The organism is Variovorax sp. PBL-E5, from assembly GCF_901827185.1.
Lineage (GTDB): Bacteria > Pseudomonadota > Gammaproteobacteria > Burkholderiales > Burkholderiaceae_C > Variovorax.
This window is the reverse complement of the sequence record NZ_LR594671.1, coordinates 2,356,547-2,379,403: the sequence shown is the minus strand read 5'-3', so window position 1 is coordinate 2,379,403 and position 22,857 is coordinate 2,356,547. Positions and strand designations below refer to the sequence as shown.

Below are 22,857 nucleotides of genomic sequence, written 5' to 3'. Positions count from 1 at the left end.
GGGAACCATCATAGGCAGCGCCGCAAGGCCCGCCGCGCCTCATTGCTTTGCCGCGCCCGGCCTTCCTTCGATCGCGGCCTTCAGGTCGGCCGGCACGTCGATCGCGCGATGGGTGTCGAGGGAGGTCAGCACCAGCACCTGCCGCATCTGCATGCGCAGTTCGCCGCCGGCGCCGACACAGCGCAATGCCAGCGTCAGCGAACGGCCGCCGAGGCGCTCGACTTCGAGCGACAGCGCGACACGGTCGCCCATCCGGCTCACCGCCCGGAAATCGGCTTCGAGCCGGACCGTCGGCAAGCCGATGCGGCGCTCGATCACCAGCGCGCGATAGCCGATGCCCAGCGCCTCGTCGACCCAGTCCTCGACCAGCCCGTTGAACATCACGAAGTACTGCGGATAGAACACGATACCGGCCGGATCGCAATCCGAGAAACGGATCAGCCGCTCGCGCACGAAGGGCATGGCGCCTGGCCGCTGCGCCGCATTCATGCGTCGTTGCGCACCAGGTGCACGCGCAGCTGGCCCAGGTGGGTGTGCAACTGCTGCACCGTGCCCACGTCGAGCGAGGAGAACATCTCGAGGACCCACTGTTCGTGCTCCTTGGCCATGGCCTCGAAGCTGCGCCGGCCCTTGGGCGTGAGGCTCACGATCCACGAACGGCGATCGTCGGGGCTGCTCTTGCGCACCACCGCGCCCTCGCGTTCGAGCTCGTCGGTCAGGCCGGTCACGTTGCCGCCGGTCACCATCAGGTAGCGCGACAGCACGCGCATGGTCAGGCCCTCGCGGTAGCGGTAGAGCTGCGCCATGTAGTCGAAGCGCGCCAGCGAGATGCCGAAGCGTTCGCGCAGGCGCGTGCGGATTTCCTTTTCGATCTGCGTCGTGCTGGCCAGCATGCGCAGCCACAGCTTGAGCACCGCGTGGTCGCCACTGCCGGCGCGCGCCTCGTGGCCGAGTTCGCGCGCGTCGCTCAAGGCGGCGTGCGAGGCATCGTGGCTCTTCATGTCACCTCTCCGCCCGACACCGAGATCGACTGCCCGTTGATCGATGCCGCGCCTTCGCCGCACAGCCAGCGCACCGCGTCCGCCACCTCGGCCGGCTGCACGATGCGCTGCTGCGGATTGCCGGCGGAGAACTCGGCCATCGCGTCCTGCGCGCTGCGGCCGGTCTTGGCGACCACGTTGGCCACGCTGGCACGGAGGATGTCGGTGTCGGTGTAGCCCGGACAGACCGCGTTGACGGTCACGCCCTTCTTCGCCACCTCGAGCGCGAGCGAGCGCGTGAGCCCGACCACGCCGTGCTTGGCGGCCGCATAGGCGCTCACGTACGGATAGCCCTTCTGCCCCGCCGTGCTGGCGATGTTGACGATGCGTCCCCAGCCTGCCTGCAGCATGTCGGGCAGCGCCGCCTGCGCGCACAGGAAGCTGCCCGTGAGATTGACGCCGAGCATGCGCTGCCAGAGCTCGGCCGAGGTCTTGAGAAAGGGCGCGCTCTCGGCCTGCCCCGCGTTGTTGATCAGGATCGCGAGCGGCCCGCGTGCCGTGCGCGCCTCGGCGAACGCGGCGGCCACCGACTGTTCATCGGCCACGTCGGCGACCACGATCCCGTGGCCGCTGCCCGGCAGCTCGCCGGCAAGGCGCTGCAGCGTCTCGCGCTGGCGGCCCAGCAGCGTGAGCCTGGCGCCGGCGGCGGCCAGCGTGCGCGCGATCTCGGCGCCGATGCCGCGCGCAGCGCCGGTGACCAGCGCATGTCGGTTCTCGAGAAAGGCAGATTCGGGCATCGATGTCTCCAGCGCACGCAACAGGGTTCGGTGCAATTAGTTTACTTCTAAATCATTTCGGCGCTGCGCAACGGCCGGCGGTCGAGTGCATCGGCCGGCCTCCTCAGGCCCTGGGCGGCGGCCGCGACGCAGGTCCGCGGTCCCACGTGGCGGCGGTGACGCCGCGCTCGCGCAGCCTGAACTTCTGCACCTTGCCGTTCTCGGTGCGCGGCAGATCCGCGAAGAGCTCGATGTAGCGCGGCACCGCGAAATACGGCAGCCGCGTTTCGCAATAGCGCACGAGTTCGGCCATGTCGACGGCCACGCCGGGCCGTGCGACGAGCGCCGCCATGACCTCGTCCTCGGCAAGTTCCGAGCCCACCGGATAGACCGCCACGGCCGCGACCGACGGATGGCCGAGCAGCACCTGCTCGACCTCGTAGGAAGAGATGTTCTCGCCGCGCCGCCGGATCGCGTCCTTGAGGCGGTCGATGAAACGGAACGCGCCGTCCGCCTCGCGCAGCACGCGGTCGCCGGTGTGGAACCACAGGTTGCGCCAGGCCTCGACCGTCTTGTCGGGCATGCCGAAATAGCCGGTCGCGAAAGCGAAAGGCTCATCGGCGCGCAGCAGCAGTTCGCCCGCCTCGCCGTCGGGCAGCGCGGCATCCGTCGCATCGGCCACCCGCGCCTCGAAGCCCGGCTGCAGCCAGCCCATCACGCCCGAACGGGGCGCATCCGGGCGCGTCGCGATGACGAAGTTGGTCTCCGTCGAGCCATAGCCTTCGAGCAGCCCGACGCCGGTGCGCCGCGCGAAAGCCTCGCCCGCCGAGGCCGGCACGCCGGGCCCGAGGCCGATGCGCACGCGGTGCGCGCGCTCGTGCGCGCCTTCGGGCTGCGCGAGCAGGATCGGCACCATGGCGCCGAGCAGATAGACCACCGTGGCGCCGCAATCACGCATCGCCGACCAGAAGCCCGAGGCCGAGAAGCGCGGCGCATAGACCACCCCGGCGCCCGTGAGCGCGGCCTGCGCGAAGGTGTTGAGCGCATTGATGTGAAAGAGCGGCAGCGTGGTGCACAGCACGTCGTCGCGGCCGACATCAAGGATGCGCGCCGTGTGCACGCCCCACCAGTAGTACTGCGCATGCGGACAGATCACGCCCTTCGCGGGACCGGTCGTGCCCGAGGTGTAGAGGATCGCGAGCGTGTCGCCCGGCTGCACCTCGGCCGGCTCCGCGGCAATGCCGGGCGCGGGAAAGGCTTCGACCGGCACGTCGCCGCAGTGGTCCGCCGCCGCGTCGCCCTCGCCCACCGTCCAGATCGCCGCGAGCGCGGTCTGCGACAGGTCGGCGGTGCGCAGCCGTTCGATGAACGCGTCGTCGATCAGCAGCAGCCGCGCACCGCTGTTGGCCAGGAAGTACTGGATCTGCGGCCCCATCGATGCGGTGTTGATCGGCACCGCCACCGCGCCGATCCAGCCGCAGGCCAGAAAGGTCTCGAGGCATTCGACGCGGTTGCCGCACATCAGCGCCACGCGCTCGCCGCGCTGCACACCCGCGCGCTGCAATGCGGCCGCACGCCGCGCGACGATGGCGGCCGCGTCGGCATGCGTCCAGCGCGTGCCGGCGATCGACAGCAGCGGCCGCGCACCGAAGGCCTCGGCCTGCCTGCGCAGCATCGCCGGCAGCGTTCGTGCCGCGGGCGGCAGCACGTCGAAGGCGTTCTCAGTCATCGTCGTGCGTGCCGCCGCCGAGGTAGGTGGCCTGCACCCGCGGATCGCTGGCCAGTTCCTGCGACTTGCCCGACAGCGCGATCTCGCCGGTCTCCAGCACGTAGCCTTCGTCGGAACTCTCGAGCGCCGCGCGCGCGTTCTGCTCGACCAGCAGGATCGACACGCCGTCGTCGCGCAGCTTTCGCACGATGGTGAGGATGTCGCGCACGATCAGCGGCGCGAGGCCGAGGCTCGGCTCGTCGAGCATCAGGAGGCGCGGCGCCGACATCAGCGCCCGGCCGACGGCGAGCATCTGCCGCTCGCCGCCCGAGAGCGTGTTGGCGCGCTGCGTCCTGCGCTCGGCCAGCCGCGGGAAGCGGTCGTACACCGATTGCAGCCGCTGCTTCAGCGCATCGCTGCGCAGCCGCTTCGTGTAGGCACCGAGCTGAAGGTTGTCCAGCACCGTGAGTTCGCCGAAGAGTTCGCGCTTCTCGGGCACCAGGCACAGGCCGCGCTCGACGCGCGATTCGACATCGAGCGCGTGCAGATCCTCGCCCTCGAAGCGCAGCACGCCCTTCGAGGGCAACAGGCCCATTGCGGCCGCGAGCAGCGTGGTCTTGCCGGCGCCGTTGGGGCCGATCACCGAGATGATCTGGCCCTTGGCCAGCGACAGCGACACGCCGCGCACCGCATCGACTTGCCCGTAGGACACATGCAGATCGCCGATTTCGAGCATCGCAGTCATACGACACTCCCGAGGTACGCAGCCTGCACGCGCTCGTCCGCCCGCACCGCCGACGGCACGCCCTCGATCAGCTTGGAGCCGAAGTTCATCACCACCAGCCGATCGACGAGTTTCATCACGAAGTCCATGTCATGTTCGACGATCAGGATCGTCACCCCCTCCTCGCGCAGCTTGCGCAGCAGATCGCCGAGCGCCATCTTCTCCTTGCGCCGCAGGCCCGCGGCGGGTTCGTCCAGCACCAGCAGCACCGGGTCGGCGGCCAGCGCACGCGCGATCTCCAGGATGCGCTGCGTGCCGAGCGGCAGGCTGCCCGCGAGCTCGTGGGCGCGATCGCCGAGGCCGATGCGGTCGAGCTGGCGCCGGGCCTCCTGCAGGATCTGGCGCTCCTCGGTGCGGTCCAGCCGCAGGCCCGCGCGCAGCAGGCCGGCGCGCGTGCGCGAATGCGCGCCGAGCGCGACGTTGTCCAGCAGGTTCATGTGCGGCCGCAGCTTGACGTGCTGGAAGGTGCGCGCCAGCCCCAGCCGCGCGACCTCGCGCTGCGGCATGCCGGCGATGTCGTGGTCCAGGAAACGCACGCGCCCGGCCGTCATCGGCAAGGTGCAGGTCAGCAGGTTGAACATGGTCGACTTGCCGGCGCCGTTGGGACCGATCAGGCCGATGATCTCGCCCGCGTTCACATCGAAGCTCACCTCGTTCACCGCCACCAGCCCGCCGAAGCGCTTGACCGCACCATCGACCGACAGGATGCGCGTGCCGCGCTCCGGCAGCTTGCGGTGCGCCAGCGGCGCGACCGGCACCGCGAGCTCGGCCGCCGGCGGGCCCGACGCCGCGAAGCGCCCGCGCGTCATGCGCCGCACGAAGCCCATCAGGCCGCCGCGCGCGAAGTGCACCAGCAGGATGAAGAGCGTCGCGAACGCGATCGCCTCGAGCTGGCCGGCGCGCTGCGTCAAGAGCGGCAGCACGTCCTGCAGGCCGTTGCGCAGGATCAGCACCAGCGCCGAGCCCAACAGCGCACCGCCGAGTTGCCCCAGGCCGCCGGCCACCGCCATCAGCAGGTACTCGATGCTGGCCTGCACGTCGAAGGGCGCCGGGCTGACGAAGCGGTTCATGTGTGCATAGAGCCAGCCTGCCAGCCCCGCGAACAAGGCGGCCGTGACGAACAGCGACAGCCGCACGCGGTACGCATCCGCGCCCACGCTGGCCAGCAGCGTGGCGCCGCCGCGCAGGCTGCGGATGGCCCGGCCCGGCCGCGAGCCCAGCAGGTTGTAGCTGAACAGGAACGACAGCCCGACGATCGCCCAGATCAGGTAGTAGATCGCGCGCGGCTCGATCAGCGACCAGCCCGCGATCCGCAAGGCCGGAATGTTCGACAGCCCGGTGTGACGGCCGAGCGCATCGACGTTTCCGAACAGCATCGCGATCGACAACCCCCACGCGATGGTCGACAGCGGCAGGAAATGCCCGCCCAGGCGCAGCGTCAGCATGCCGATGAACAACGCCGACAGCCCGGTGAGCAGCAGCGCAAACAGCAGGCCGATCCAGGGCGACACCGCATGCGCGGTGGTCAGCCAGGCGGTCGAATAGGCCGCGATGCCAACGAAGGCCGCTTGCCCGAAGGAGGTCGCCCCGCCGACGCCGGTGAGCAGCACCAGCCCGAGCGCGACCAGCGCGCCGACGCCGATGTCATTCATCAGCGAGACGGTGAAACTGCCGATCAGCAGCGGCGCGATCGCAATCGCGACCACGATCACGCCGACGAGCAGGCGGACGTTCGAACGGTGGTTCATTGGTCCACCTCTTCTTCCTCTTCCTCGACGTGCCGGCTCATGAAGGATTGCAGCATCAGCACCGGGATCAGCAGGCTGAACACGATCACGTCCTTCAGTGCGCCGCTCCAGAACGAGGCGAAGCTCTCGACCAGGCCGACCGCGAGCGCGCCGACCGCCGTCATCGGATAGCTCACCAGCCCGCCGATGATCGCGGCGACGAAGGCCTTCAGGCCGATGATGAAGCCCGAGTCGTAGTACATCGTGGTCACGGGCGCGATCAGCACGCCGATCAGCCCGGCCAGCAGCGAGGCAGCGCCGTAGGCCAGCATCGCGGTGCGCGCCGGCCGGATGCCGACCAGCCGCGCGCCGACGCGGTTGACCGCGGTCGCGCGCAGCGCCTTGCCGGCCACGGTGCGTTCGAAGACGAGGAAGAAGAGCCCGCTCAGCACGATGGCCGAGGCCACCATCAGGATCACCTGCCCGCTGACGGTGAAGCTGTCGCCGATCGACAGCGCCCCGGTCGCCAGCGGATTGGTGCGCGAGCCCTCCGGCCCGAAGAACAGCAGGCCGAGGCCCGACAGCAGGAAGTGCAGCGCCAGCGACACGATCAGCAGCACCAGCACCGAGGCATCGGCGATCGGCTGGAACACGATCCGCGCGAGCAGCGGCGCGATCGGGACCACCAGCAGCACCGCGGCCGCGATCCTGAGCGGCGCCGGCGCGCCGAAATGCGCCGCCAGCCACGCCAGCGCGCAGGGCACGGCGGGCCCCACGGCCCAGAGCGCGATCGACTTCGGAATGCGCGCGAACTCGCGCCGCCGCGCGAGGCCGACCACCTCGGTCAGCGTCGCCAGCGCTGCCAGCGTCAGCACCAGGCCGATGGTGGCCGGCACGCGGCCGGTCTCGAAGGCGGCCAGCGTCAGCGCGGCGAAGGCGGCGATGTCGCCGAAGGGCACGAACACCACCCGCGTGACCGAGAAGATGAGCACCAGCCCGAGCCCGGCCAGCAGATAGACGGCACCGTTGGCCAGCCCATCGGTGATCAGGATGAGCGCCACGTCCCATGTCATTGGAAATTCCTCCCCATGCCTTTTTTCTCGACGCGCGCGTTCAGGGCGCGAGCTTCCATTGGCCGTTGTCGAGCTTGACGATCACGCGCGCACGCTGGTCGACGCCGTACAGGTCGCCGGGCTTGAAGGTGTAGACGCCGTGCGTGCCCACCACTTCCTTGGTGCTGAAGATCGCATCGCGCAGCGCGGTGCGGAACTCCGGCGTGCCGGGCTGCGCCTTGTTGCCCACACGCGCGGCGGCATCGGCGAACACCAGCCAGCCGTCGAAGGAATAGGCCGAGAAGGCATCGGTGGTCGGGGCGTTGTTGACCTTCTGGAACACCTCGCGGAAGGCCAGGCCGATCTTCTTGGTCGGGTTGTCGTCGGGCAGCTGCTCGGCCACGATCACCGGGCCGGTCGGCATCAGCGCGTCCTGGCCGGCGGCGCCGACCACGCGCACGAAGTCGGGGTTGATGAGCCCGTGCTGGCCGTACACGCCGCCCTTGAAGCCACGCTCCTTCAGCGCGAGGAAAGGCAAGGCGCCGGGCGTGCCGGCGCCGCCGGTCATCACTGCGTCGGGCTTGAGGGCGACGATCTTCAGGATCTGCCCGGTGACCGAGGCGTCGGCGCGCGCATAGCGCTCGTTGCTCACCACCTTGATGCCGGCGGCCGGCGCGGCCTTCATCAGCGCGTCGTAGACCAGGTCGCCCCAGGCGTCGGAAAAGCCGATGTAGCCGACCGTCTTCACGCCGTTGCGCTTCATGCGCTCCACCACCGCGTCGATCATGAGCTGCGTCGGCTGGGCCACGGTCATGACCCAGGGGTTGTCCTTCGGATCGAGCGCGATCGGCGTCAGCCCGATCATCGGCGTCTTGTCCTCGCGCGCCACCTGCGCCATGGCGATGGCTGCCGGCACGCCCGAGGTGCCCATCAGCACATCGACCTTGTCTTCCTCGATCAGCTTGCGCGCATTGCGGCCGGCCGTGGTCGGATCGGAACCGTCGTCCAGCACGATGAGCTGCACCTTGCGACCGTTGATCTCCGGCTTGTAGGCCTGCGCGGCCTGCATGCCCTTCACGTAGGGCACGCCGAGCGACGAGTTGGGTCCCGAGAGCGAGACGCTCAGCCCGACCTTGTAATCGGCAGCCAGCGCGCCGGAAGCGAAACCGGTCATCGCGGCCACGGCGGCGGCCGCGATGGCGCCGCGGGTCAGGGTCTGGGTCAGGCTCTTCATGTCTTTGCTCCTGGAAGGGTGATGGATACGAGTGGGAAAGCGCGTTCAGATGAACAACTGGATGGCCGGCAGCGCACGCTCGGGCTGCAGCAGGTCGATGCGCTTCTGGCGGATCAACAGGCCGCCCGCGCCGCGCACCAGTGCGTGGTGGCAGACGCCGGTGAGCAGCACTTGCTGCTCGCCGCGCATCTCGATGTAGATGAAGGGCGTGCGCAGCGCGGCCGTGCCGGCTGCCGCATCGATATGCTCGATGCGCGAGCACTGCAGCACGTGCTGGCAGTGGCTCGGCGGATGCTGCGAATGCGCACGCGGATTCTTCAAGCGCTCGATGCGCAGCTGCAGCAGCAGCCGGTCCTCGTAGGCGATGGAGTTGTGCGAGAGCGGATCGGCCTGGCGCGCGCCGAGCAGCGGCACCCAGTAGCGGCCGTCCTCGGCGAACAGCGCGAGCCACTCGTCGAAGCGGCCTTCGTCGATCAGTGCGGCTTCGGCGGCGACGAAGTCGCACAGCGCGGTCGGCGCGAAAGTGGTGTCCACCGTCAGGCTCATGCCGCGGCCTCCACCATGTCCATCGTCATGAACTCGGCCCAGGCGCGGAACTGGTTGCGCATCAGAAGCTCGTTGGTGCCGTTGGTGGTCTGCGCCGGCGCATCGAATTCGCCGGCCTTGTAGTCGCGGTGCAGGCTGACCCATTCGTTGCCCTCGCCGCGCAGGCCCTTCTGCATGCTCTCGAACAGATGCACGTCGTCGTGCGCGACCACCGACATCGGCGAGAACACGAGCCGGTTGTAGCTCATCGCGCGCTCGAACAGCAGCTCGGGCGCGCCCGCCGCGCGGAAGGCCCAGGCCTCGACCAGCGTGCGGTCCGCGGCCAGCGGCCGGATCACGCGGATCGCCTGCGGCGAGCCCTTGACCGACAGGCTCGGAAAGAACACCGAGTTCTGCGGCGAGCGTTGCAGGATGTCGGCCGCGCGCTCGGCGCCATGGGCCTCGCGCATCGCCTGCTCGTACGCGGGCAGCGGCGCGTAGTTCGAGTGGATGCTGAAGTTGACACCGAGCACGCTGTGCCCGTGCGCGAACACGCGCCCGCCCATCCTGTCGAAGAAGTCGTAGCCCGAGCCGAAGGGCAGGATCTGCTCCATCGCCATCGGCTTGGGCTCGTCGGCCGCGCGGCCCTGCCACAGCGCATTGGCGGCGGCCGTCGCCGATTCGTGGGTCGACATCGGATGCACCGTGTCGTTGATGTTCTCGAGGTACATCTTCCAGTTGCAATGGATGACGTTGCGCATCGCGCCGCCGGCCAGCGTCAGGCGGCCTTCGGGCGAGCGGTCGACCATGTTGTCGATGGCCTGCAGCACCTCGCCGAAATAGGCTTCGAAGTCCGGGCCTGCGTCGCCGAGCCGCACGAAGACGAAGTCGCGGTAGACCGCCACATGCTTGAGCGCGACCAGCCCCTGCCCCGATTCGCATTGCTTCAACCGCGTGCCCTCGTAGCCGCTCTTGAGCGGCACCGCGAGCGGCGCGCCGTCGAGCTTGTAGGTCCACGCGTGATACGGGCAGCGGAAGAACTTGCCGGCGTTGCCGCATTCATCGCTGACCAGTTGCGTGCCCTTGTGCGCGCAGCGGTTGTAGAACACCCGGATGCCGCCATCGGCCTGCCGCACCATCATGAGCGGCCGGCCCGCGATGTCCTGCGCCCGGTAGTCGCCCGCATTCGGCACCTGGCTCGCGTGGCCCAGGTAGTTCCAGGTGTTGGCGAAGAAGTGATCCTGTTCGAGCGCGAACAGCTCCTCGCTCAGGTACAGGTCGCGATGCACGCGGTCTTCCTGTACCAGCGCGCGGATGACGCGAGCGTCATTGCGATAAGCGCTGGTCATCTCAAAAGCATCCTGTCCATCGTGCTCCCCGCATTCGCGCGCGAACACCGCGGAACCGGCCTCGCCGGGCCGCCGGTGTTGCCCCCGGTGAGGGGGTTGGCGAAGCGACACGAAGTGCGCGAAGACTGGGGGAGAGACATTACGGCACCAGCTTCCACTGGCCCTTCTCCATCTTGATGATCACCACGGCACGTTTGTCCGAGCCGTAGCCATCGCCGCCCGCCTTGAAGTTGTAGACGCCGTGCGTGCCCACCAGCTCCTTGGTGCTGACGATCGCATCGCGCAGCGCCGTGCGGTACTGCGCCGTGCCGGGCTCGCCCTTGGCGCGCGCGGCCGCATCGGCAAGCAGCAGGTAGGCGTCATACGTGTAGGCCGAGAAGGCATCGGTCGGGACCACGCCGTTGTTGGTCTTCTCGTAGGCGGCGCGAAAGGCCATCGACACCTTCTTGATCGGGTTGCTGTCCGGCAGCTGGTCGGCCACCAGCACCGGTCCGCTCGGCACCTCCAGGCCTTCGATCGAGGCGCCGCCGACGCGCACGAAGTCGGCGTTGATGAGGCCGTGCGTGCCGTAGATGCGGCCCTTGTAGCCGCGCTCCGCGAGCGCGAGGTAGGGCAGCGCGCCCGGCGTGCCCGAGTTGCCCGCGAACACCGCGTCCGGGTGCTGAGAGACGATCTTCAGGATCTGCCCCGCCACCGACGAATCGCTGCGCCCGTAGCGCTCGTTCGCCACCACCTTGATGCCCGCAGGCCCGGTGGCCTTCAGCAGCGAGTCGTAGGACAGGTCGCCCAGCGCATCGGAAAAACCGATGTAGCCGACCGTCTTCACACCCGCCTTCTTCATGCTGTCGACCACCGCCGCCACCATCAGCGGAAAGGGCTGCGACACCGTCACCGTCCATGCCGCGTCGGCGGGCGCGAGCGTGACCGGCGTGGGCGAAATCAGCGGCGTATTGAGCTCGCGCGCCACCGCCGCGATCGCCATCGCCCCCGGCACGCCCGAAGTGCCGATCAGCACGTCGACCTTGTCGTCCACCACCAGCTTGCGTGCATTGCGCCCGGCCGTGGTCGGATCGGAAGCATCGTCCAGCACGATCAGCTCGACCTTGTGACCCGCGATCACCGGATGCTCCGCGATCGCCGCACGAATCCCCTTCTCGTACGGAATCCCGAGCGCCGCGACCGGCCCCGACAGCGAACTGATGAAGCCGATCTTCAGATCGGCCGCGAAGGCCTGAGCAACGCCAAAGGCGAGTGCGGAAACAGCGAAGCAGCGAGCAAATGTACGAGTCATATGAATTTCGAGAGAGGCGCGTCAAGCGCCGAGTCACTTCCAGAAATACCGCGGATCCGGCTCAGCCGGTCCGCTGGTATTGCCCCCGGCAGGGGGTGGGCGGCCACACGAAGTGGGCAAGCCTGGGGGCGAGCTAAGGAACCAGCTTCCACTGGCCCTTTTCGAGCTTCACGACCACGCGCGAGCGGTCGTCGGAGCCGAAGCGGCTGTCGGGCTTGAAGTTGTAGACGCTGTGCGTGCCGACCAGTTCGTGCGTGCTCTCGATCGCGTCGCGCAGCGCTGCGCGGAACTGCGGCGTGCCGGGCTCGGCCTTGACGGAGGCGCGCTTGGCGGCATCCATGGTCACCAGCCAGGCGTCGAAGCTGTAGGCCGAGAAGGTATCGGTGGGCACTGCGCCGTTGGCCTTCTGGTAGGCGTCGCGGAACGCCATCGCGACCTTGCGCATCGGGTTGCCGGCCGGCAGCTGGTCGGCCACCACGACCGGGCCGGTCGGCACGATCACGCCTTCGACGGCGGGGCCGCCGACGCGGATGAAGTCGGGGTTGATCAGCGAATGCATGCCGTACAGCTTGCCCTTGTAGCCGCGCTCGGCGAGCGACAGGTAAGGCAGCGCGCCGGGCGTGCCGGAGGCGCCGGTCATCACCGCATCCGGGTGCAACGCCACCGTCTTGAGCACCTGGCCGGCCACCGAGGAGTCGGCCCGCGCGAAGCGTTCGTTGTTGAGCACCTTGATGCCGTACGAGGGCGCGCCCTTGGTCAGCGCGTCGTAGACCAGATCGCCCCAGGCGTCGGAGTAGCCGATGTAGCCCACCGTCTTGACGCCCGACTTCTTCATGTTCTCGAGCATCGCGCTCATCATCAGCGAGGCGGGCTGCGGCAGCGTGAACATCCAGGCGCCGTCTTCCTTGGGAAGATCGGCGTACGCGATCGAGATCTGCGGCGTCTTGGTTTCGCGCGCGACGGCCGCGATGGCCAGCGACGACGGCGTGCCGGCCGAGCCGATCACGATGTCGACCTTGTCCTCCTCGATCAGCTTGCGCGCATTGCGCGCGGCGGTCGAGGGATCGGAGGCGTCATCGAGCACGATCACCTGCACCTTGTGGCCGTTGAGGTCCGGCATGTAGGCCTGCGCGGCCCGGATGCCCTTCTCGTAGGGAATGCCGAGCGAGGACACCGGCCCCGACAGCGAGGTGATCAGGCCGACCTTGAGGTCGGCCGCCTGCGCGCCGGCGGCGCCCAGGGTGGCGATACCGAGGGCGAGGCTCGCGGCGCGGATTCGGGTCAGGACTTTCATGGCAGTGCTCCGGAAGTGGACAGGGTGAAGACGAGTGAACGGCGAACGAAGAGCTGTCTCGGGGCGGGATCGCGACGCAAGCTTCGCGCCAACCGCATGATTTATGAAATGTTTAGGTGTCAACGATACTAGCGAGACGCCGCCGCGCTGACAATAGAAGGAACGCGAAGACGACGGCGCGCGTACCAGACTCATGGCGGCTACAGGGCCAGGCTGCCGACGCTGGTGCCGCCGCACACATAGAGCACCTGACCGGTGACGAAGCTGTTGGCCGCGTCGGCGAAGAAGCTCACCGCGCGCGCCACGTCGGCCGATTCGCCGAGGCGCTTGACCGGGATCGAGGCCGCGAGCGCGCGTTCCTTCTCGCTGCCCTGCTCGACCACGTCGTAGAACATGTCGGTGCGGATCGGCCCCGGCGCCACCACGTTGACCGTGATGCCGTCGGCCGCGAGCTCCAGCGCCCAGGTGCGCGCCATGCCGAGCATGCCGGCCTTGGTCGCCGAATAGCTGGTGCGTGTCGCGAGACCCACCGCGGCGCGCGAGGACAGCAGCACCACGCGGCCGAAATGGCGCGCGCGCATCGCGGGCAATGCGGCCTGCACGAGCAGGATCGCACAGCCGAGATGCAGTTCGACGAGCGCATCGAGATCCTCGAGCTTGACATCCGGCAGCAGCGCGGCACGAATCACGCCCGCGTTGTGCACCACGGTCGTCACGTCGAAGCGATGCACCAGCTTGTGCACCGCCTCGGAGGTGGCGGCGCGGTCCATCAGGTCGACCTCGATGCTGTGCATCTTCGGATGCGCGATGTCGCTCGGGCGGCGCGCGAGCGAGATCACCTCGTAGCCCTTGTCGAGCAGGTCCTGGCAGATCGCGCGGCCGATGCCCGCGCTGCCGCCCGTGACGGCGGCCACCTTCGGCGCGCTCACGATCCGCCCTCCACCAGGGCCAGCACGCGCAAGGGACTGCCGCTGCCCTTCTCGATCTTCAGCGGCGGACAGATCAGCACCGCGCCGGTCGGCGGCAAGAGGTCGAGATTGCACAGGCACTGCAAGCCATAGCGTCCCGCGCCGTGCATGTAGTAGTGGCACGGATAAGGCGGACGCAGGTGATAGCCCTGCCCCGCATCGGTGCCGATGGCCTCGGAGCCGAAGCCCAGCACGTCGCGCTGCTCGACCAGGAACTGGACCGCCTCCGAGCTCGGCCCGGGCGTGTGCTGGCCGGTCTCGTCGAAGTTCTGGTAGGCCTCGGGGTCGTGGCGCTGCGACCAGTCGGTGCGCATCAGCACCCAGGCGCCCTTCGGGATGCGGCCGTGCGCCGCCTCGAAGCGCTCGATGTCGGCCACCGTCATCAGGTAGTCGTGGTCGGCCTTGACCTGTGCGGAGCAGTCGATCACGCAGGCTGCGGCGACGAAGTTCTGCACGGCGATGGTGTCGACCGAGTTGTTCGGCAGGTCGCGGCCCGAGATCCAGTGGATCGGCGCATCGAAGTGGGTGCCGGTGTGCTCGCCGCACGAGAAGTTGTTCCAGTACCAGCCCGGTCCGCGCTCGTCGTACTTCGACACCTCCTCGATGCGGAAGGGCCAGCACTGGCCCATCTCGGGCGGCAAGGCGATCTGCGGGAATTCGGGCGTCAGCGTTTGCGTGAGGTCGACCACGCGGATGCGGCCGGTCGCCATCGCGCTCACGAGGCCGCCGAGGATTTCGGCGGCGGAGCTCAGGGTGCTTGTGGTCATGTGTTGTTCCTTCGGGCTCAGCTGCCGCCGGCCGCGAGTTCGCGCTCCAATATCTTCGGGTTGTCGCGCCAGCGCTCCAGCCATTCCTGCGCGACGTCGCCGGGATACACGTCCTCCACGCCATCGCGAAGCGCCTTCACGATCGCACTTGCCAACGCGCCTGGCGCGACCTTCGGCGGCGGCACGTGCTGGTTCCACTCGTCGTCGATCGGCCCCGGAAACACATTGATCACGCGGATGCCGGCCGGCCGCATCTCGGCGCGCAGGCACTGCGCGAGCGAATGCGCCGCCGCCTTCGACGCGCTGAAGGTGCCATGCGGCGGAAAGTTGCTGAGCGCATAGATCGACAGCAGGTTGACCCACGCGGTCGCGCCCGTCGTGCCGTCGGCCGAGCGACCCTTGAGCGCCGGACCGAACTCCTGCGCCAGGCGCAGCAGGCCGAAGTAGTTGATGTCCATCTCGGCGCGCGCGACATCGGTGCCGCGCCGCGCGCCGATGCCGAAGCTGCGATGCACCTCGGCGTTGTTGATCACGATGTCGACCTTGCCGCCGATCTCGCCCGCGAGTTCGCTCACCGAGCGGCCGTTGGTCAGGTCCAGCGGCACCAGCGTGACTTGCGGCAGCGCCGTGATGTCCTCCAGGCCGCCCGTCTTCTTCCACGGCTCGGCATGACCGACCCAGACGATGTCGGCACCGGCCTTGACCAGCGCGCGCACGATCGCCTGCCCCACTTCGGTCTTGCCATCGGTGACCAGCGCCTTGCGGAACTTCGGGTCGCTGGTCATTTCCCTGAGCATCTTGTCGTCGGCCATATGGGCGCTCCCTTCGTTCGGAAATCCAATCAATACCGCCTGCCCGGCGCGATCGAGCCGCGCGCCGACGCGCACGCGCGCCGGCGCCTCGCCCACCTCGCCGTGCATGTGCACCATCAGCGTCGGGCCCGCATCGAGACGGATCAGTCCCAGGCGCCAAGGCAGCCGCTCGCGGAAGAACAGGTCGTTGCTGTGGTGCAGCGTGGTGGTGGCGAGCAGTTCGCCCTCGCCCGACTGCGCGCGCCAGCGCAGGCGCGCCGACAGGCACTTGTGGCAGGCTTCGCGCGGCGGGTACTGCACGGTGCCGCAGACCTCGCAGACCTGCAGCTCGAAACGGCCCTCGGCCGCCGCGGCCGTGATGCCGAGCGCGACGCGGCCGCGCGCCCAGGGCGGCAGGTTCATCTGCCGCGTGCGCAGGACCGGGTTCTTGCGCTTGGGGTGCATGAGCGGCATCGTCATGCGGACCTCCCGAGGATCACGGCACCGGTGCACAGGCAGCGGTCATACGTGACCATGCCGAAGCCCGCGACCAGGCCCAGCCGCGCATCGGACACGGCGCGCGGTCCCGCATCGCCGGTGAGCTGGCGGATCGCCTCGGTCATGCCGAGAAAGCCGCCGGCCGCGCCGGCCTGCCCGGCCGAAAGCTGGCCACCGCTGGTGTTGTTGGGAAAGCTGCCGTCGTGCGTCAGCGTGTTCGCCTGCACGAAGGCCGCACCCTCGCCCTTGTCGCAGAAGCCCAGGTCTTCGAACTGCATCATCACGATCACCGGGTAGTCGTCGTAGGTCTGCACGAAATCGAGCGCGGCGGGCTGCACGCCGGCCTGCGCATAGAGGTCGTCGCGATCCGCCAGCCAGCCGCCGCGCACCATCACCGGATCGTCGGCAAAGGCGTTGTGGCGCTCGATCGCGCCGCGGACCACGGCGTGCGCCAGGCCCAGGTCGCGCGCGCGTTCTTCCGTCATCACGAGGAAGGCCTCGGCGCCGGCACAGGGCATCACGCAGTCGAACAGATGGATCGGGTCGGAGATCGGCCGCGCGCCCATGTACTCGTCGAGGGTCAGCGGCTTCTTGAACATCGCGTTGGGATTGCCGAGCGCATTGCTGCGCTGCGCGACCGCGATGCGGCCGAAGTCCTCGCGCCGGGCGCCGTAGGTGCGCATGTAGTGGGCGGTGATGAAGGCGAAGATCGAGTTCGGGCCGCCCGAGCCGTAGGGATAGGTCGCATCGCGCGCGAAGTTGCTGAAGGCACCCAGCGTCTGGCGGAACGAGTCGACATGGTTGGTGTCGGCGGCGACGCAGGCGACCACCTCGGCATCGCCGGCCTGCACAGCGCGCGCCGCTCGCCGCAGGCACATCACGCCCGAGGCGCCGCCGGTCGGCACATGGTCGAGCCAGCGCGGTGACAGGCCCATGTGCTGCGTGACGCCGACCGCGGTGTCGGGCGCGAGCGAGAAGCTGCTGAGGCACAGGCCGTCGATCTGCGCCTTCGGCACGCCGCTGGCGTTGACCAGCGCCTCGAGCGCCTGGCCGATGAACCAGTGGGCGCCGAGCGTCGAGTAGCGCACATAGGGCACGGTGACCGGCACGGCCACTGCGACGCCCTCGTAGGAGAGACGCCGGCTCATGGGGTTTGCCTCTTCTTCATCGACCGCGTGTCGACGCAATGCGATTGGCCCGGGAGCGCCTGCGCCATCTCGCGCAGCTGGCCGCGCTGGATCTTCTGCGACGGCGTCAGCGGCAGCTCGGGTACGAAGGCGACATAGCCGGGCGCCTTGTAGTAGGCCAGCTGATCGAGTGCATGCTGCACGATGCCGGCGGCGACGGTGGCGAAGTCGGCCTCGGCCACCGACTCGCGCGCGACGATGCAGGCCAGCACCTCGTCGCCGCGCACGCTGTCGGGCGTCGCGGCCACAGCCGAGGCCTTGACCGCCGGATGCTGGTTCAGCACGCTCTCGACCTCGACCGCCGAGATGTTCTCGCCGCTGCGGCGGATCACGTTCTTCTTGCGGTCGACGAAGAAGAAGTTGCCTTCGGCATCGCGCCGCACGAGGTCGCCGGTATGGAACCAGCCGCCGGCCCAGGCTTCGCGCGTGGCGTCCTCATCCTTCAGGTAGCCCGAGAAGAAGGCACGCTTCGGATCGCTGCCCGCGGAGCGCACCCACAGCTCGCCCGGTGCGCCGGCTTCGGCGTCGCGGCCCTGGTCATCGACGAGGCGGATCTCGACGAAGTCTTCCTGCCGGCCGAAGCAGCTCCGGCCGACCCGGCGCGGCTCGTGGTGCGCCATGATGCAGGCCGCGACGCCGGTCTCGGTCATGGCCCAGGCCTCGACCAGCGGAAAGCCGAAGCGGGCCTCGAAGGGCGCGTGGTTCTTGGGGTCGACGCCGGCGCCGAAGGCCCAGCGGATCGCATGGTCGCGATCGGCCGGCGACGGCGCCGCCGCGAGCAGCATGGCCGGCATCACGCCGAGGTAATGCACGATGGTGGCGCCGCTTTCGCGCGCGCTCTGCAGCCACTGCTTGGGATGGAAGCGGTCGAGCTGCACCAGGCAGCCGCCGGCCACCAGCACCACCATCGTCGAGCAGGCCATGGCGTTCATGTGCGTGAGCGGCAGCGGCGTCATCACGCGCTCGGTGTCGCGGCGGATGCTGCAGACGCCGTCGAGTGCCGCATACCATTCGCCCGCATTCAGGAAATAGGTGTTGCTCAGGATGCAGCCCTTGGGCCGGCCGGTGGTGCCCGAGGTGTAGAGCAGCGCGCATTCGGTATCGGCGCCGATGGGCTGGCCGGCGCGCGGCGGTGCGGTCTTCGCGGACGGCACGTCGCCGTCCGCATGCATGGTGTCGAAGGCGATGCCCGCCTCTGCCGCGGCGGCGTGCAGGTCGGCCGCGCGCTCGGGCAGCGTGACGGCCAGGCCGATCTCGCTGTGGCCGATCAGGTAGGCCAGCTCCGCGGAGCGCATCTCGCCATTGATCGGCACCACGCTCGCACCGAGCGCATTGAGCGCGAACCAGTGGAACAGGAAGGCCGGGCGGTTCTCCAGCAACAGGCCGACGCGATGCCCATGGCCATGGCCGGCCTTCGCATAGGCGGCGCGCAGGCGCTCGACTTCGGCGGCGGCCTCGCCCCAGCGGATCGGGCCGGCCGCGATCCCATAGGCCGCGGCCGTCACCGATTCGGTGAAGAGAAACTCGGCATCGGGCGTGCGCGCGGCCGTGGCCGAGAAGACGTCGTGGACGGTGGCGTGCATCGTGGCGCTAGATGAAAAGCTGGATGGCCGGCAGTGCGGCATCGCAATTGAGCATGTTGACGCGCTTGAGCGTCATGCGCAGCGCGCCGTCCTGCAAGCTCAGGTGATGGAAGAAGGTGCCGACATAGAACTGCAGTTCGTCGCCCTGCGATTCGGTGTAGTGGAATTCGGTGCGCAGCACGAAGCGGTTGGCGGCCTCGTCGAAGGTCTCGACGCTCGGCAGCTGCAGCAGGTGGTGGCAGCGGCTCGGCGGCTGTTGCGAGAAGGCTCGCGGGCTTTTAAGGCGCTCGATGCGCAGGTCGCGCAAGAGCTTGTCTTCGTACAGGTGCGAGGTGTGCTGGATGCCGTCCTGCTGGTCGGGCACCAGCGGCACCCAGTAGTAGGCGTCGTCGGCGAAGAGCGCATTCCATTCGTCGTAGCGCCGGTCGTCGAGCAGGCGCGATTCGTTGACGACGAAGTCGATCAGGTCCTGGCGTGTGATGGCGGTCATCGTGGTGGGCCTCACATCATCGCGGTCATGTAACGCTCCCATGCGCGGTACTGGTTGCGCATGGAAATTTCGCTGGTGCCGACTGTCGTCACATCCTTCTGCCCGACCTCGGCCGGGTCGAAGTCGCGATGCAGGCTGACCCATTCGTTGCCGCTCGCATGCAGGCCGGCCTGGATGCCGCGATAGGCCTGCAGGTCGTCGTGTCCGACGACCGAGAACGGCGAGTTGATCAGGCGGTTGTACATCGTGGTCCGGTGCAGCAGCTCGGGCGGCGCACCCTTGAGGCGGAAGGTCCAGCTCTCGACCAGCGTCTTGTCGACCGCGATCGGCTTGACCACGCGGATGGCCTGGATCGCGCCCTTGATCGTGAGGTTCGGGTAGTAGACCGTGTTGTGGCGCGCGAGTCCGAGGATCTGCGCGGTGCGCTCCTCGCCGTAGGCCGCCTTCATGGCCGCGTCGTACTCGGGGATCGCCGAGTACTTGCTGTGGATGCTGTAGTGCACGCCCGAGAAGCTGTGGCCGTTGTCGAACACGCGCACGCCCATGTCCTCGAAGAACTTGTAGTCCGAGACGAAGGGCACGAACTGCTCGACCGCCATCGGCTTGGGCGCGTCCGCGGGCTCGCCGGCCCAGAGCTTCTTCGCGGTGCCGGCGGACGATTCATGCACCACCATCGGATGCATGGTGTCGTTGAGGTTCTCGACGAACATCTTCCAGTTGCACTGGTGCACGAAGCGCAGGCAGCCGCCCGCGATTTCCAGCTCGCCTTCGGGCGAGCGGTCCGCCATGTTGTCGATGGACGAGAGCGACTCGCCGAAATAGTCCTCGAAATCCGGGCCGCCATCGTTGAGCTTGACGAAGATGAAGCCGCGGTACAGGCGCACGTGCTTCACCGGCGTCAGGCCCTTCGACGATTCGCACTCGGGCAGCGCCGTGCCTTCGTAGCCGTTCTTCAGCGGAATCGACAGCAGCGAACCGTCGGTCTTGAAGGTCCAGGCGTGGTACGGGCAGCGGAAGAACTTGCCGGTGTTGCCGCAGGGCGCGCTGACCAGGCGCGAACCCTTGTGGGCGCAGCGGTTCATCAGCACGCGCACGGATGCATCGCTGTGGCGCACCACGATCAGCGGCCGTCCGGCGATTTCGTTGCGGATGTAGTCGCCCGGCTTCGGCAGCTGGCTGTCGTGGCCGACGTAGTTCCAGGTGTTGGCGAAGAAGTTCTCCTGCTCGAGTTCGAACAGCTCGGGGTTGATGTAGAGGTCGCGGTGCACGCGATCTTGCTCGACCAGGGCGCGAATGGCCTCGGGGTTTCCACGATAGGACGTCATCGTCGGGTCTCCTAGATGTCCAGCACCAGGCGCGCGCCCTTGGCGCGCGAGATGCAGATCTGCATCACGTTGCCTTCGGCCTTCTCGCGCGCCGTCAGCACGTAGTCGCGATGGTCGATCTCGCCTTCGAGCACCGGCGTCGCGCAGACGCCGCATTCTCCGCGCTTGCAGTCGAACATCGGGTCGCAGCCATGGTCGATCAGGCAGTCGAGGATGCTCTGGTCGGCCGGCACGGTGTAGCGCTGGCCGGACTGGGCCAGCTCGACCTCGAAGGGATGGTCGCCCTCCTCCACCATCGGCGTGGTGAAGAGCTCGAAGTGCACGCGTTCGTGCGTCCAGCCGCGCTTCTGGGTCGCGGCCAGCACGGCGTCGAGCATGACCTTGGGACCGCAGACATAGAGTTGGTCGTCGGCAGCGCAGCCATCGAGCAGCGCCTCGACGTCGAGCGGCGCGCCGGCTTCCACGTCGGCATGCAGCACGAGGTCCTCGGACAGCAGGCCTTGCAACTCGGGCAGGAAGGCCATCAGCGCGCGGCTGCGGCCCGCATAGTGCATGCGCACCGGCGCGCCCTCGGCCTTGCGGCGCGCGGCCATGCTGACCAGCGGCGTGACGCCGATGCCGCCGGCGATCAGCACTGCCTTCGCACCGCCTTCATGCAAGGGGAAATCATTCTTCGGCACTTCGATGGTCAGCGTGTCGCCCTCCTGCAGCCGCTCGTGCATGAAGCGCGAGCCACCGCGGCCATCGTCCTCGCGGCGCACGGCGATCAGGTAGTCGTGCGGCGCAGCGGTCGCGTCCGGCTGCGGCTCGGTGTTGATCAACGAATAGTGCCGCCAGTCGTGGCTGCCATCGGCCAGCGTGACCTTCACGCGCACGTGGGCACCGGCCGTGTAGCCAGGCAGCGCCGCGCCGTCCGCGGCGCGCAGGCGGAACATGCGGATCAGCGGATTCAAGGTGCGCGCTTCGACGACGCGCAGGTCGAGGGTGGCGGCTCGTTCGTGGGACATCGCGTCGGTTTCCTCTCAGGCGAGTGCGTGCTGCGCCAGCGCGGCGCGCAGCTTGTGGCCATGTTCGTCGGCCAGCGCCGCGTCGCGCAGTTCGCGCAGCGTGGCCGGCGCCAGCGCGGTGCCGGCGCGCTGCGCAGCTTCCATCACGACCTCGTAGTTGCGCAGGCCGCGCTCGTGGGTGTCGCTGTAGCCCTTGACGAGGCGCTGGCATTCCGCGATCTCGACCGCCAGCGCAGGATTGAAGGCGGCCGTCTGCGCGATGCGCGCCAGCCATTGCTCGATGAGCCGGTTCTCCTCGGTGAAGCGCATCGTCGAGCGGCGCCAGCGCTTCATGCCGGCCACGCAGCGCAGCATCAGGAAGCCGTGCAGCGAGCTGGTCTGGATCACGCGGCCCTTCTTCGTGAAGCGCTCGACCAGCCGGCGCGGGGCGCTCGAATTCATCAGCCAGCGGCCGATGCCGCCGGGCAGCGTTTCGCAGATTTCCTGCAGGCGCGGATGCATGTATTCGTTGATGGCCAGCACCTGGCCGGACTGCACGCGCGCCTCGCCGCGCACGCGCTCGAAGCGCGTCGCGCGGGTCTTCAGCGCGGCGACGCGGGCCGTGTCCTCGTAGGACATCCAGAGCGCGAGATGGCGCGCGGTCGTTTCAGCGAGGCGGCCGTCGTCGTTCGCTTGCAGCGCATGGATCTTCTGCATGCGGTCGAGGTAGGTGCCGGCATAGGCCGGGTCCTGGTAGTCGATCAGGCGGCGCACGCCTTCGAACAGGATCTCGTGCGCCGAGGCCGGAAACTGCTGCACGCGCTCCACCAGCGCGCGCACGGCGGGATCGCGAGGCTGCGGCGCGGGCTTGGCGGCCGGCGGCGGCGCGGTCTCCGATGCGTCGGCGTCCGGCGCTTTCTGCGCGCGATCGAAGGCAGCGCCGAAGGCTTTGAGGCTGGGCTTCACGCCGACGCCGCCGCGCTCCACCGTGGCCTCGAACTGCGCCCGGCCGAAGGGCAGCACGCCGGCGCCCGCGAGCGCACCGAACAGCACGGCGCTGATCACGCTGCCCGCGCGTTCGGCGGCCTCGGCCATGTCGAAACGGATGAAGCGCTTGGCGGCGCCGTCGGCATGCGCGAGCAGCTGCGCGCTATCGACGCGGCCGTCGCCCATCGCGCTTTTCTCGGCGATCGAGTAGACGCGGTGGGTCGAGGCGATCAGCGTCGTGCGATCGCGCGTGACCAGTCCGCGCTGCACCGCGCGGCCGGCTTCCATCAGCTCGGAGGCCAGCACGATGTCGACGTCGCCGGGCAACGGCATCAGCGCCAGCACCGGCTGGCCACCATCGGCCGCGGCCTGCGCGCCGGGATAGAGCTCGACGTAGTAGATGGTCGCGCCGGTGCGCTGCGCGACGCCGGGCACCGAGGTGGTCTGCGCGATGAAGCCGTTGTGTTCGCCGAGATCGACGATCCAATCGGCCAGTACGCCGCCGCCCTCGCCGCCCATGGCAAGGATCGCAATCTTGATAGGTTGAGTTGCCAT

The 22,857-nt window shown here is 68.8% G+C and carries 21 protein-coding genes; all 21 read right to left on the bottom strand.

Annotated features, from left to right (window positions below; all coding sequences use genetic code 11):
- Nucleotides 1–39: 39 nt before the first annotated feature.
- Entirely contained in the window at nucleotides 40–489 is a 450-nt protein-coding gene (locus WDLP6_RS11590) for an acyl-CoA thioesterase (protein WP_162567212.1), read from the bottom strand.
- Entirely contained in the window at nucleotides 486–1,001 is a 516-nt protein-coding gene (locus WDLP6_RS11585) for a MarR family winged helix-turn-helix transcriptional regulator (protein ID WP_162567211.1), read from the bottom strand. Before WDLP6_RS11585 ends, WDLP6_RS11590 begins: the two co-directional genes overlap by 4 nt.
- Nucleotides 998–1,777, bottom strand: coding sequence for an SDR family NAD(P)-dependent oxidoreductase (locus WDLP6_RS11580; protein ID WP_162592456.1), 780 nt, complete (start codon nucleotides 1,775–1,777; stop codon nucleotides 998–1,000). Before WDLP6_RS11580 ends, WDLP6_RS11585 begins: the two co-directional genes overlap by 4 nt.
- A gap of 103 nt (nucleotides 1,778–1,880) precedes the next feature.
- Nucleotides 1,881–3,485 (bottom strand): ATP-dependent acyl-CoA ligase, encoded by a 1,605-nt coding sequence (locus WDLP6_RS11575; RefSeq protein WP_162592455.1) that lies wholly within the window; start codon nucleotides 3,483–3,485, stop codon nucleotides 1,881–1,883.
- Complete coding sequence (locus WDLP6_RS11570; protein ID WP_162567208.1) at nucleotides 3,478–4,209, bottom strand: ABC transporter ATP-binding protein; 732 nt, start codon at nucleotides 4,207–4,209, stop codon at nucleotides 3,478–3,480. Before WDLP6_RS11570 ends, WDLP6_RS11575 begins: the two co-directional genes overlap by 8 nt.
- Complete coding sequence (locus WDLP6_RS11565; RefSeq protein WP_162592454.1) at nucleotides 4,206–5,996, bottom strand: branched-chain amino acid ABC transporter ATP-binding protein/permease; 1,791 nt, start codon at nucleotides 5,994–5,996, stop codon at nucleotides 4,206–4,208. Before WDLP6_RS11565 ends, WDLP6_RS11570 begins: the two co-directional genes overlap by 4 nt.
- Nucleotides 5,993–7,048 (bottom strand): branched-chain amino acid ABC transporter permease, encoded by a 1,056-nt coding sequence (locus WDLP6_RS11560; protein ID WP_162592453.1) that lies wholly within the window; start codon nucleotides 7,046–7,048, stop codon nucleotides 5,993–5,995. Before WDLP6_RS11560 ends, WDLP6_RS11565 begins: the two co-directional genes overlap by 4 nt.
- Before the next feature lie 40 nt (nucleotides 7,049–7,088).
- On the bottom strand, nucleotides 7,089–8,261 hold the full coding sequence (locus WDLP6_RS11555; protein ID WP_162567205.1) for an ABC transporter substrate-binding protein: 1,173 nt from the start codon (nucleotides 8,259–8,261) through the stop codon (nucleotides 7,089–7,091).
- Between the two features lie 45 nt (nucleotides 8,262–8,306).
- The gene (locus WDLP6_RS11550; protein ID WP_162592452.1) at nucleotides 8,307–8,807 is read right to left on the bottom strand and encodes an aromatic-ring-hydroxylating dioxygenase subunit beta; all 501 of its coding nucleotides are present in this window, start codon (nucleotides 8,805–8,807) and stop codon (nucleotides 8,307–8,309) included.
- Nucleotides 8,804–10,135: an aromatic ring-hydroxylating dioxygenase subunit alpha gene (locus WDLP6_RS11545; protein ID WP_162592451.1), complete on the bottom strand. Its 1,332-nt coding sequence runs from the start codon at nucleotides 10,133–10,135 to the stop codon at nucleotides 8,804–8,806. Before WDLP6_RS11545 ends, WDLP6_RS11550 begins: the two co-directional genes overlap by 4 nt.
- A gap of 139 nt (nucleotides 10,136–10,274) precedes the next feature.
- Entirely contained in the window at nucleotides 10,275–11,426 is a 1,152-nt protein-coding gene (locus tag WDLP6_RS11540; RefSeq protein WP_162592450.1) for an ABC transporter substrate-binding protein, read from the bottom strand.
- Between the two features lie 133 nt (nucleotides 11,427–11,559).
- Nucleotides 11,560–12,720 (bottom strand): ABC transporter substrate-binding protein, encoded by a 1,161-nt coding sequence (locus WDLP6_RS11535; RefSeq protein WP_162592449.1) that lies wholly within the window; start codon nucleotides 12,718–12,720, stop codon nucleotides 11,560–11,562.
- 200 nt (nucleotides 12,721–12,920) lie between these two features.
- On the bottom strand, nucleotides 12,921–13,649 hold the full coding sequence (locus WDLP6_RS11530; protein ID WP_162592448.1) for an SDR family NAD(P)-dependent oxidoreductase: 729 nt from the start codon (nucleotides 13,647–13,649) through the stop codon (nucleotides 12,921–12,923).
- A complete protein-coding gene (locus WDLP6_RS11525; RefSeq protein WP_162592447.1) occupies nucleotides 13,646–14,455 on the bottom strand; it encodes a cyclase family protein in 810 nt (269 codons plus the stop codon). Before WDLP6_RS11525 ends, WDLP6_RS11530 begins: the two co-directional genes overlap by 4 nt.
- Before the next feature lie 17 nt (nucleotides 14,456–14,472).
- Nucleotides 14,473–15,726, bottom strand: coding sequence for an SDR family NAD(P)-dependent oxidoreductase (locus WDLP6_RS11520; RefSeq protein WP_162592446.1), 1,254 nt, complete (start codon nucleotides 15,724–15,726; stop codon nucleotides 14,473–14,475).
- Nucleotides 15,723–16,892, bottom strand: coding sequence for a thiolase family protein (locus tag WDLP6_RS11515; protein ID WP_162592445.1), 1,170 nt, complete (start codon nucleotides 16,890–16,892; stop codon nucleotides 15,723–15,725). The genes WDLP6_RS11520 and WDLP6_RS11515 overlap by 4 nt, the downstream gene beginning before the upstream one ends.
- Entirely contained in the window at nucleotides 16,889–18,514 is a 1,626-nt protein-coding gene (locus WDLP6_RS11510) for an AMP-binding protein (RefSeq protein WP_162592444.1), read from the bottom strand. The genes WDLP6_RS11515 and WDLP6_RS11510 overlap by 4 nt, the downstream gene beginning before the upstream one ends.
- A 7-nt stretch (nucleotides 18,515–18,521) precedes the next feature.
- Nucleotides 18,522–19,004, bottom strand: a complete 483-nt coding sequence (locus WDLP6_RS11505) for an aromatic-ring-hydroxylating dioxygenase subunit beta (RefSeq protein ID WP_162592443.1) — start codon at nucleotides 19,002–19,004, stop codon at nucleotides 18,522–18,524.
- An 11-nt stretch (nucleotides 19,005–19,015) separates the two neighbouring features.
- Nucleotides 19,016–20,329 (bottom strand): aromatic ring-hydroxylating dioxygenase subunit alpha, encoded by a 1,314-nt coding sequence (locus WDLP6_RS11500; protein WP_162592442.1) that lies wholly within the window; start codon nucleotides 20,327–20,329, stop codon nucleotides 19,016–19,018.
- An 11-nt stretch (nucleotides 20,330–20,340) separates the two neighbouring features.
- Nucleotides 20,341–21,336, bottom strand: coding sequence for a PDR/VanB family oxidoreductase (locus WDLP6_RS11495; protein ID WP_162592441.1), 996 nt, complete (start codon nucleotides 21,334–21,336; stop codon nucleotides 20,341–20,343).
- A gap of 15 nt (nucleotides 21,337–21,351) precedes the next feature.
- Nucleotides 21,352–22,857: an indolepyruvate oxidoreductase subunit beta family protein gene (locus tag WDLP6_RS11490; RefSeq protein WP_174259863.1), complete on the bottom strand. Its 1,506-nt coding sequence runs from the start codon at nucleotides 22,855–22,857 to the stop codon at nucleotides 21,352–21,354.

Bases quoted from the DNA above. Each gene is read 5' to 3' on its own strand.
- WDLP6_RS11510 (WP_162592444.1), bottom strand. From the start codon at position 18,514: ATGCACGCCACCGTCCACGACGTCTTCTCGGCCACGGCCGCGCGCACG.
- WDLP6_RS11560 (WP_162592453.1), bottom strand. From the start codon at position 7,048: ATGACATGGGACGTGGCGCTCATCCTGATCACCGATGGGCTGGCCAAC.
- WDLP6_RS11565 (WP_162592454.1), bottom strand. From the start codon at position 5,996: ATGAACCACCGTTCGAACGTCCGCCTGCTCGTCGGCGTGATCGTGGTC.
- WDLP6_RS11550 (WP_162592452.1), bottom strand. From the start codon at position 8,807: ATGAGCCTGACGGTGGACACCACTTTCGCGCCGACCGCGCTGTGCGAC.
- WDLP6_RS11545 (WP_162592451.1), bottom strand. From the start codon at position 10,135: ATGACCAGCGCTTATCGCAATGACGCTCGCGTCATCCGCGCGCTGGTA.
- WDLP6_RS11575 (WP_162592455.1), bottom strand. From the start codon at position 3,485: ATGACTGAGAACGCCTTCGACGTGCTGCCGCCCGCGGCACGAACGCTG.
- WDLP6_RS11535 (WP_162592449.1), bottom strand. From the start codon at position 12,720: ATGAAAGTCCTGACCCGAATCCGCGCCGCGAGCCTCGCCCTCGGTATC.
- WDLP6_RS11520 (WP_162592446.1), bottom strand. From the start codon at position 15,726: ATGACGATGCCGCTCATGCACCCCAAGCGCAAGAACCCGGTCCTGCGC.
- WDLP6_RS11525 (WP_162592447.1), bottom strand. From the start codon at position 14,455: ATGACCACAAGCACCCTGAGCTCCGCCGCCGAAATCCTCGGCGGCCTC.
- WDLP6_RS11570 (WP_162567208.1), bottom strand. From the start codon at position 4,209: ATGACTGCGATGCTCGAAATCGGCGATCTGCATGTGTCCTACGGGCAA.
- WDLP6_RS11515 (WP_162592445.1), bottom strand. From the start codon at position 16,892: ATGAGCCGGCGTCTCTCCTACGAGGGCGTCGCAGTGGCCGTGCCGGTC.
- WDLP6_RS11540 (WP_162592450.1), bottom strand. From the start codon at position 11,426: ATGACTCGTACATTTGCTCGCTGCTTCGCTGTTTCCGCACTCGCCTTT.
- WDLP6_RS11495 (WP_162592441.1), bottom strand. From the start codon at position 21,336: ATGTCCCACGAACGAGCCGCCACCCTCGACCTGCGCGTCGTCGAAGCG.
- WDLP6_RS11585 (WP_162567211.1), bottom strand. From the start codon at position 1,001: ATGAAGAGCCACGATGCCTCGCACGCCGCCTTGAGCGACGCGCGCGAA.
- WDLP6_RS11580 (WP_162592456.1), bottom strand. From the start codon at position 1,777: ATGCCCGAATCTGCCTTTCTCGAGAACCGACATGCGCTGGTCACCGGC.
- WDLP6_RS11490 (WP_174259863.1), bottom strand. From the start codon at position 22,857: ATGGCAACTCAACCTATCAAGATTGCGATCCTTGCCATGGGCGGCGAG.
- WDLP6_RS11555 (WP_162567205.1), bottom strand. From the start codon at position 8,261: ATGAAGAGCCTGACCCAGACCCTGACCCGCGGCGCCATCGCGGCCGCC.
- WDLP6_RS11500 (WP_162592442.1), bottom strand. From the start codon at position 20,329: ATGACGTCCTATCGTGGAAACCCCGAGGCCATTCGCGCCCTGGTCGAG.
- WDLP6_RS11590 (WP_162567212.1), bottom strand. From the start codon at position 489: ATGAATGCGGCGCAGCGGCCAGGCGCCATGCCCTTCGTGCGCGAGCGG.
- WDLP6_RS11505 (WP_162592443.1), bottom strand. From the start codon at position 19,004: ATGACCGCCATCACACGCCAGGACCTGATCGACTTCGTCGTCAACGAA.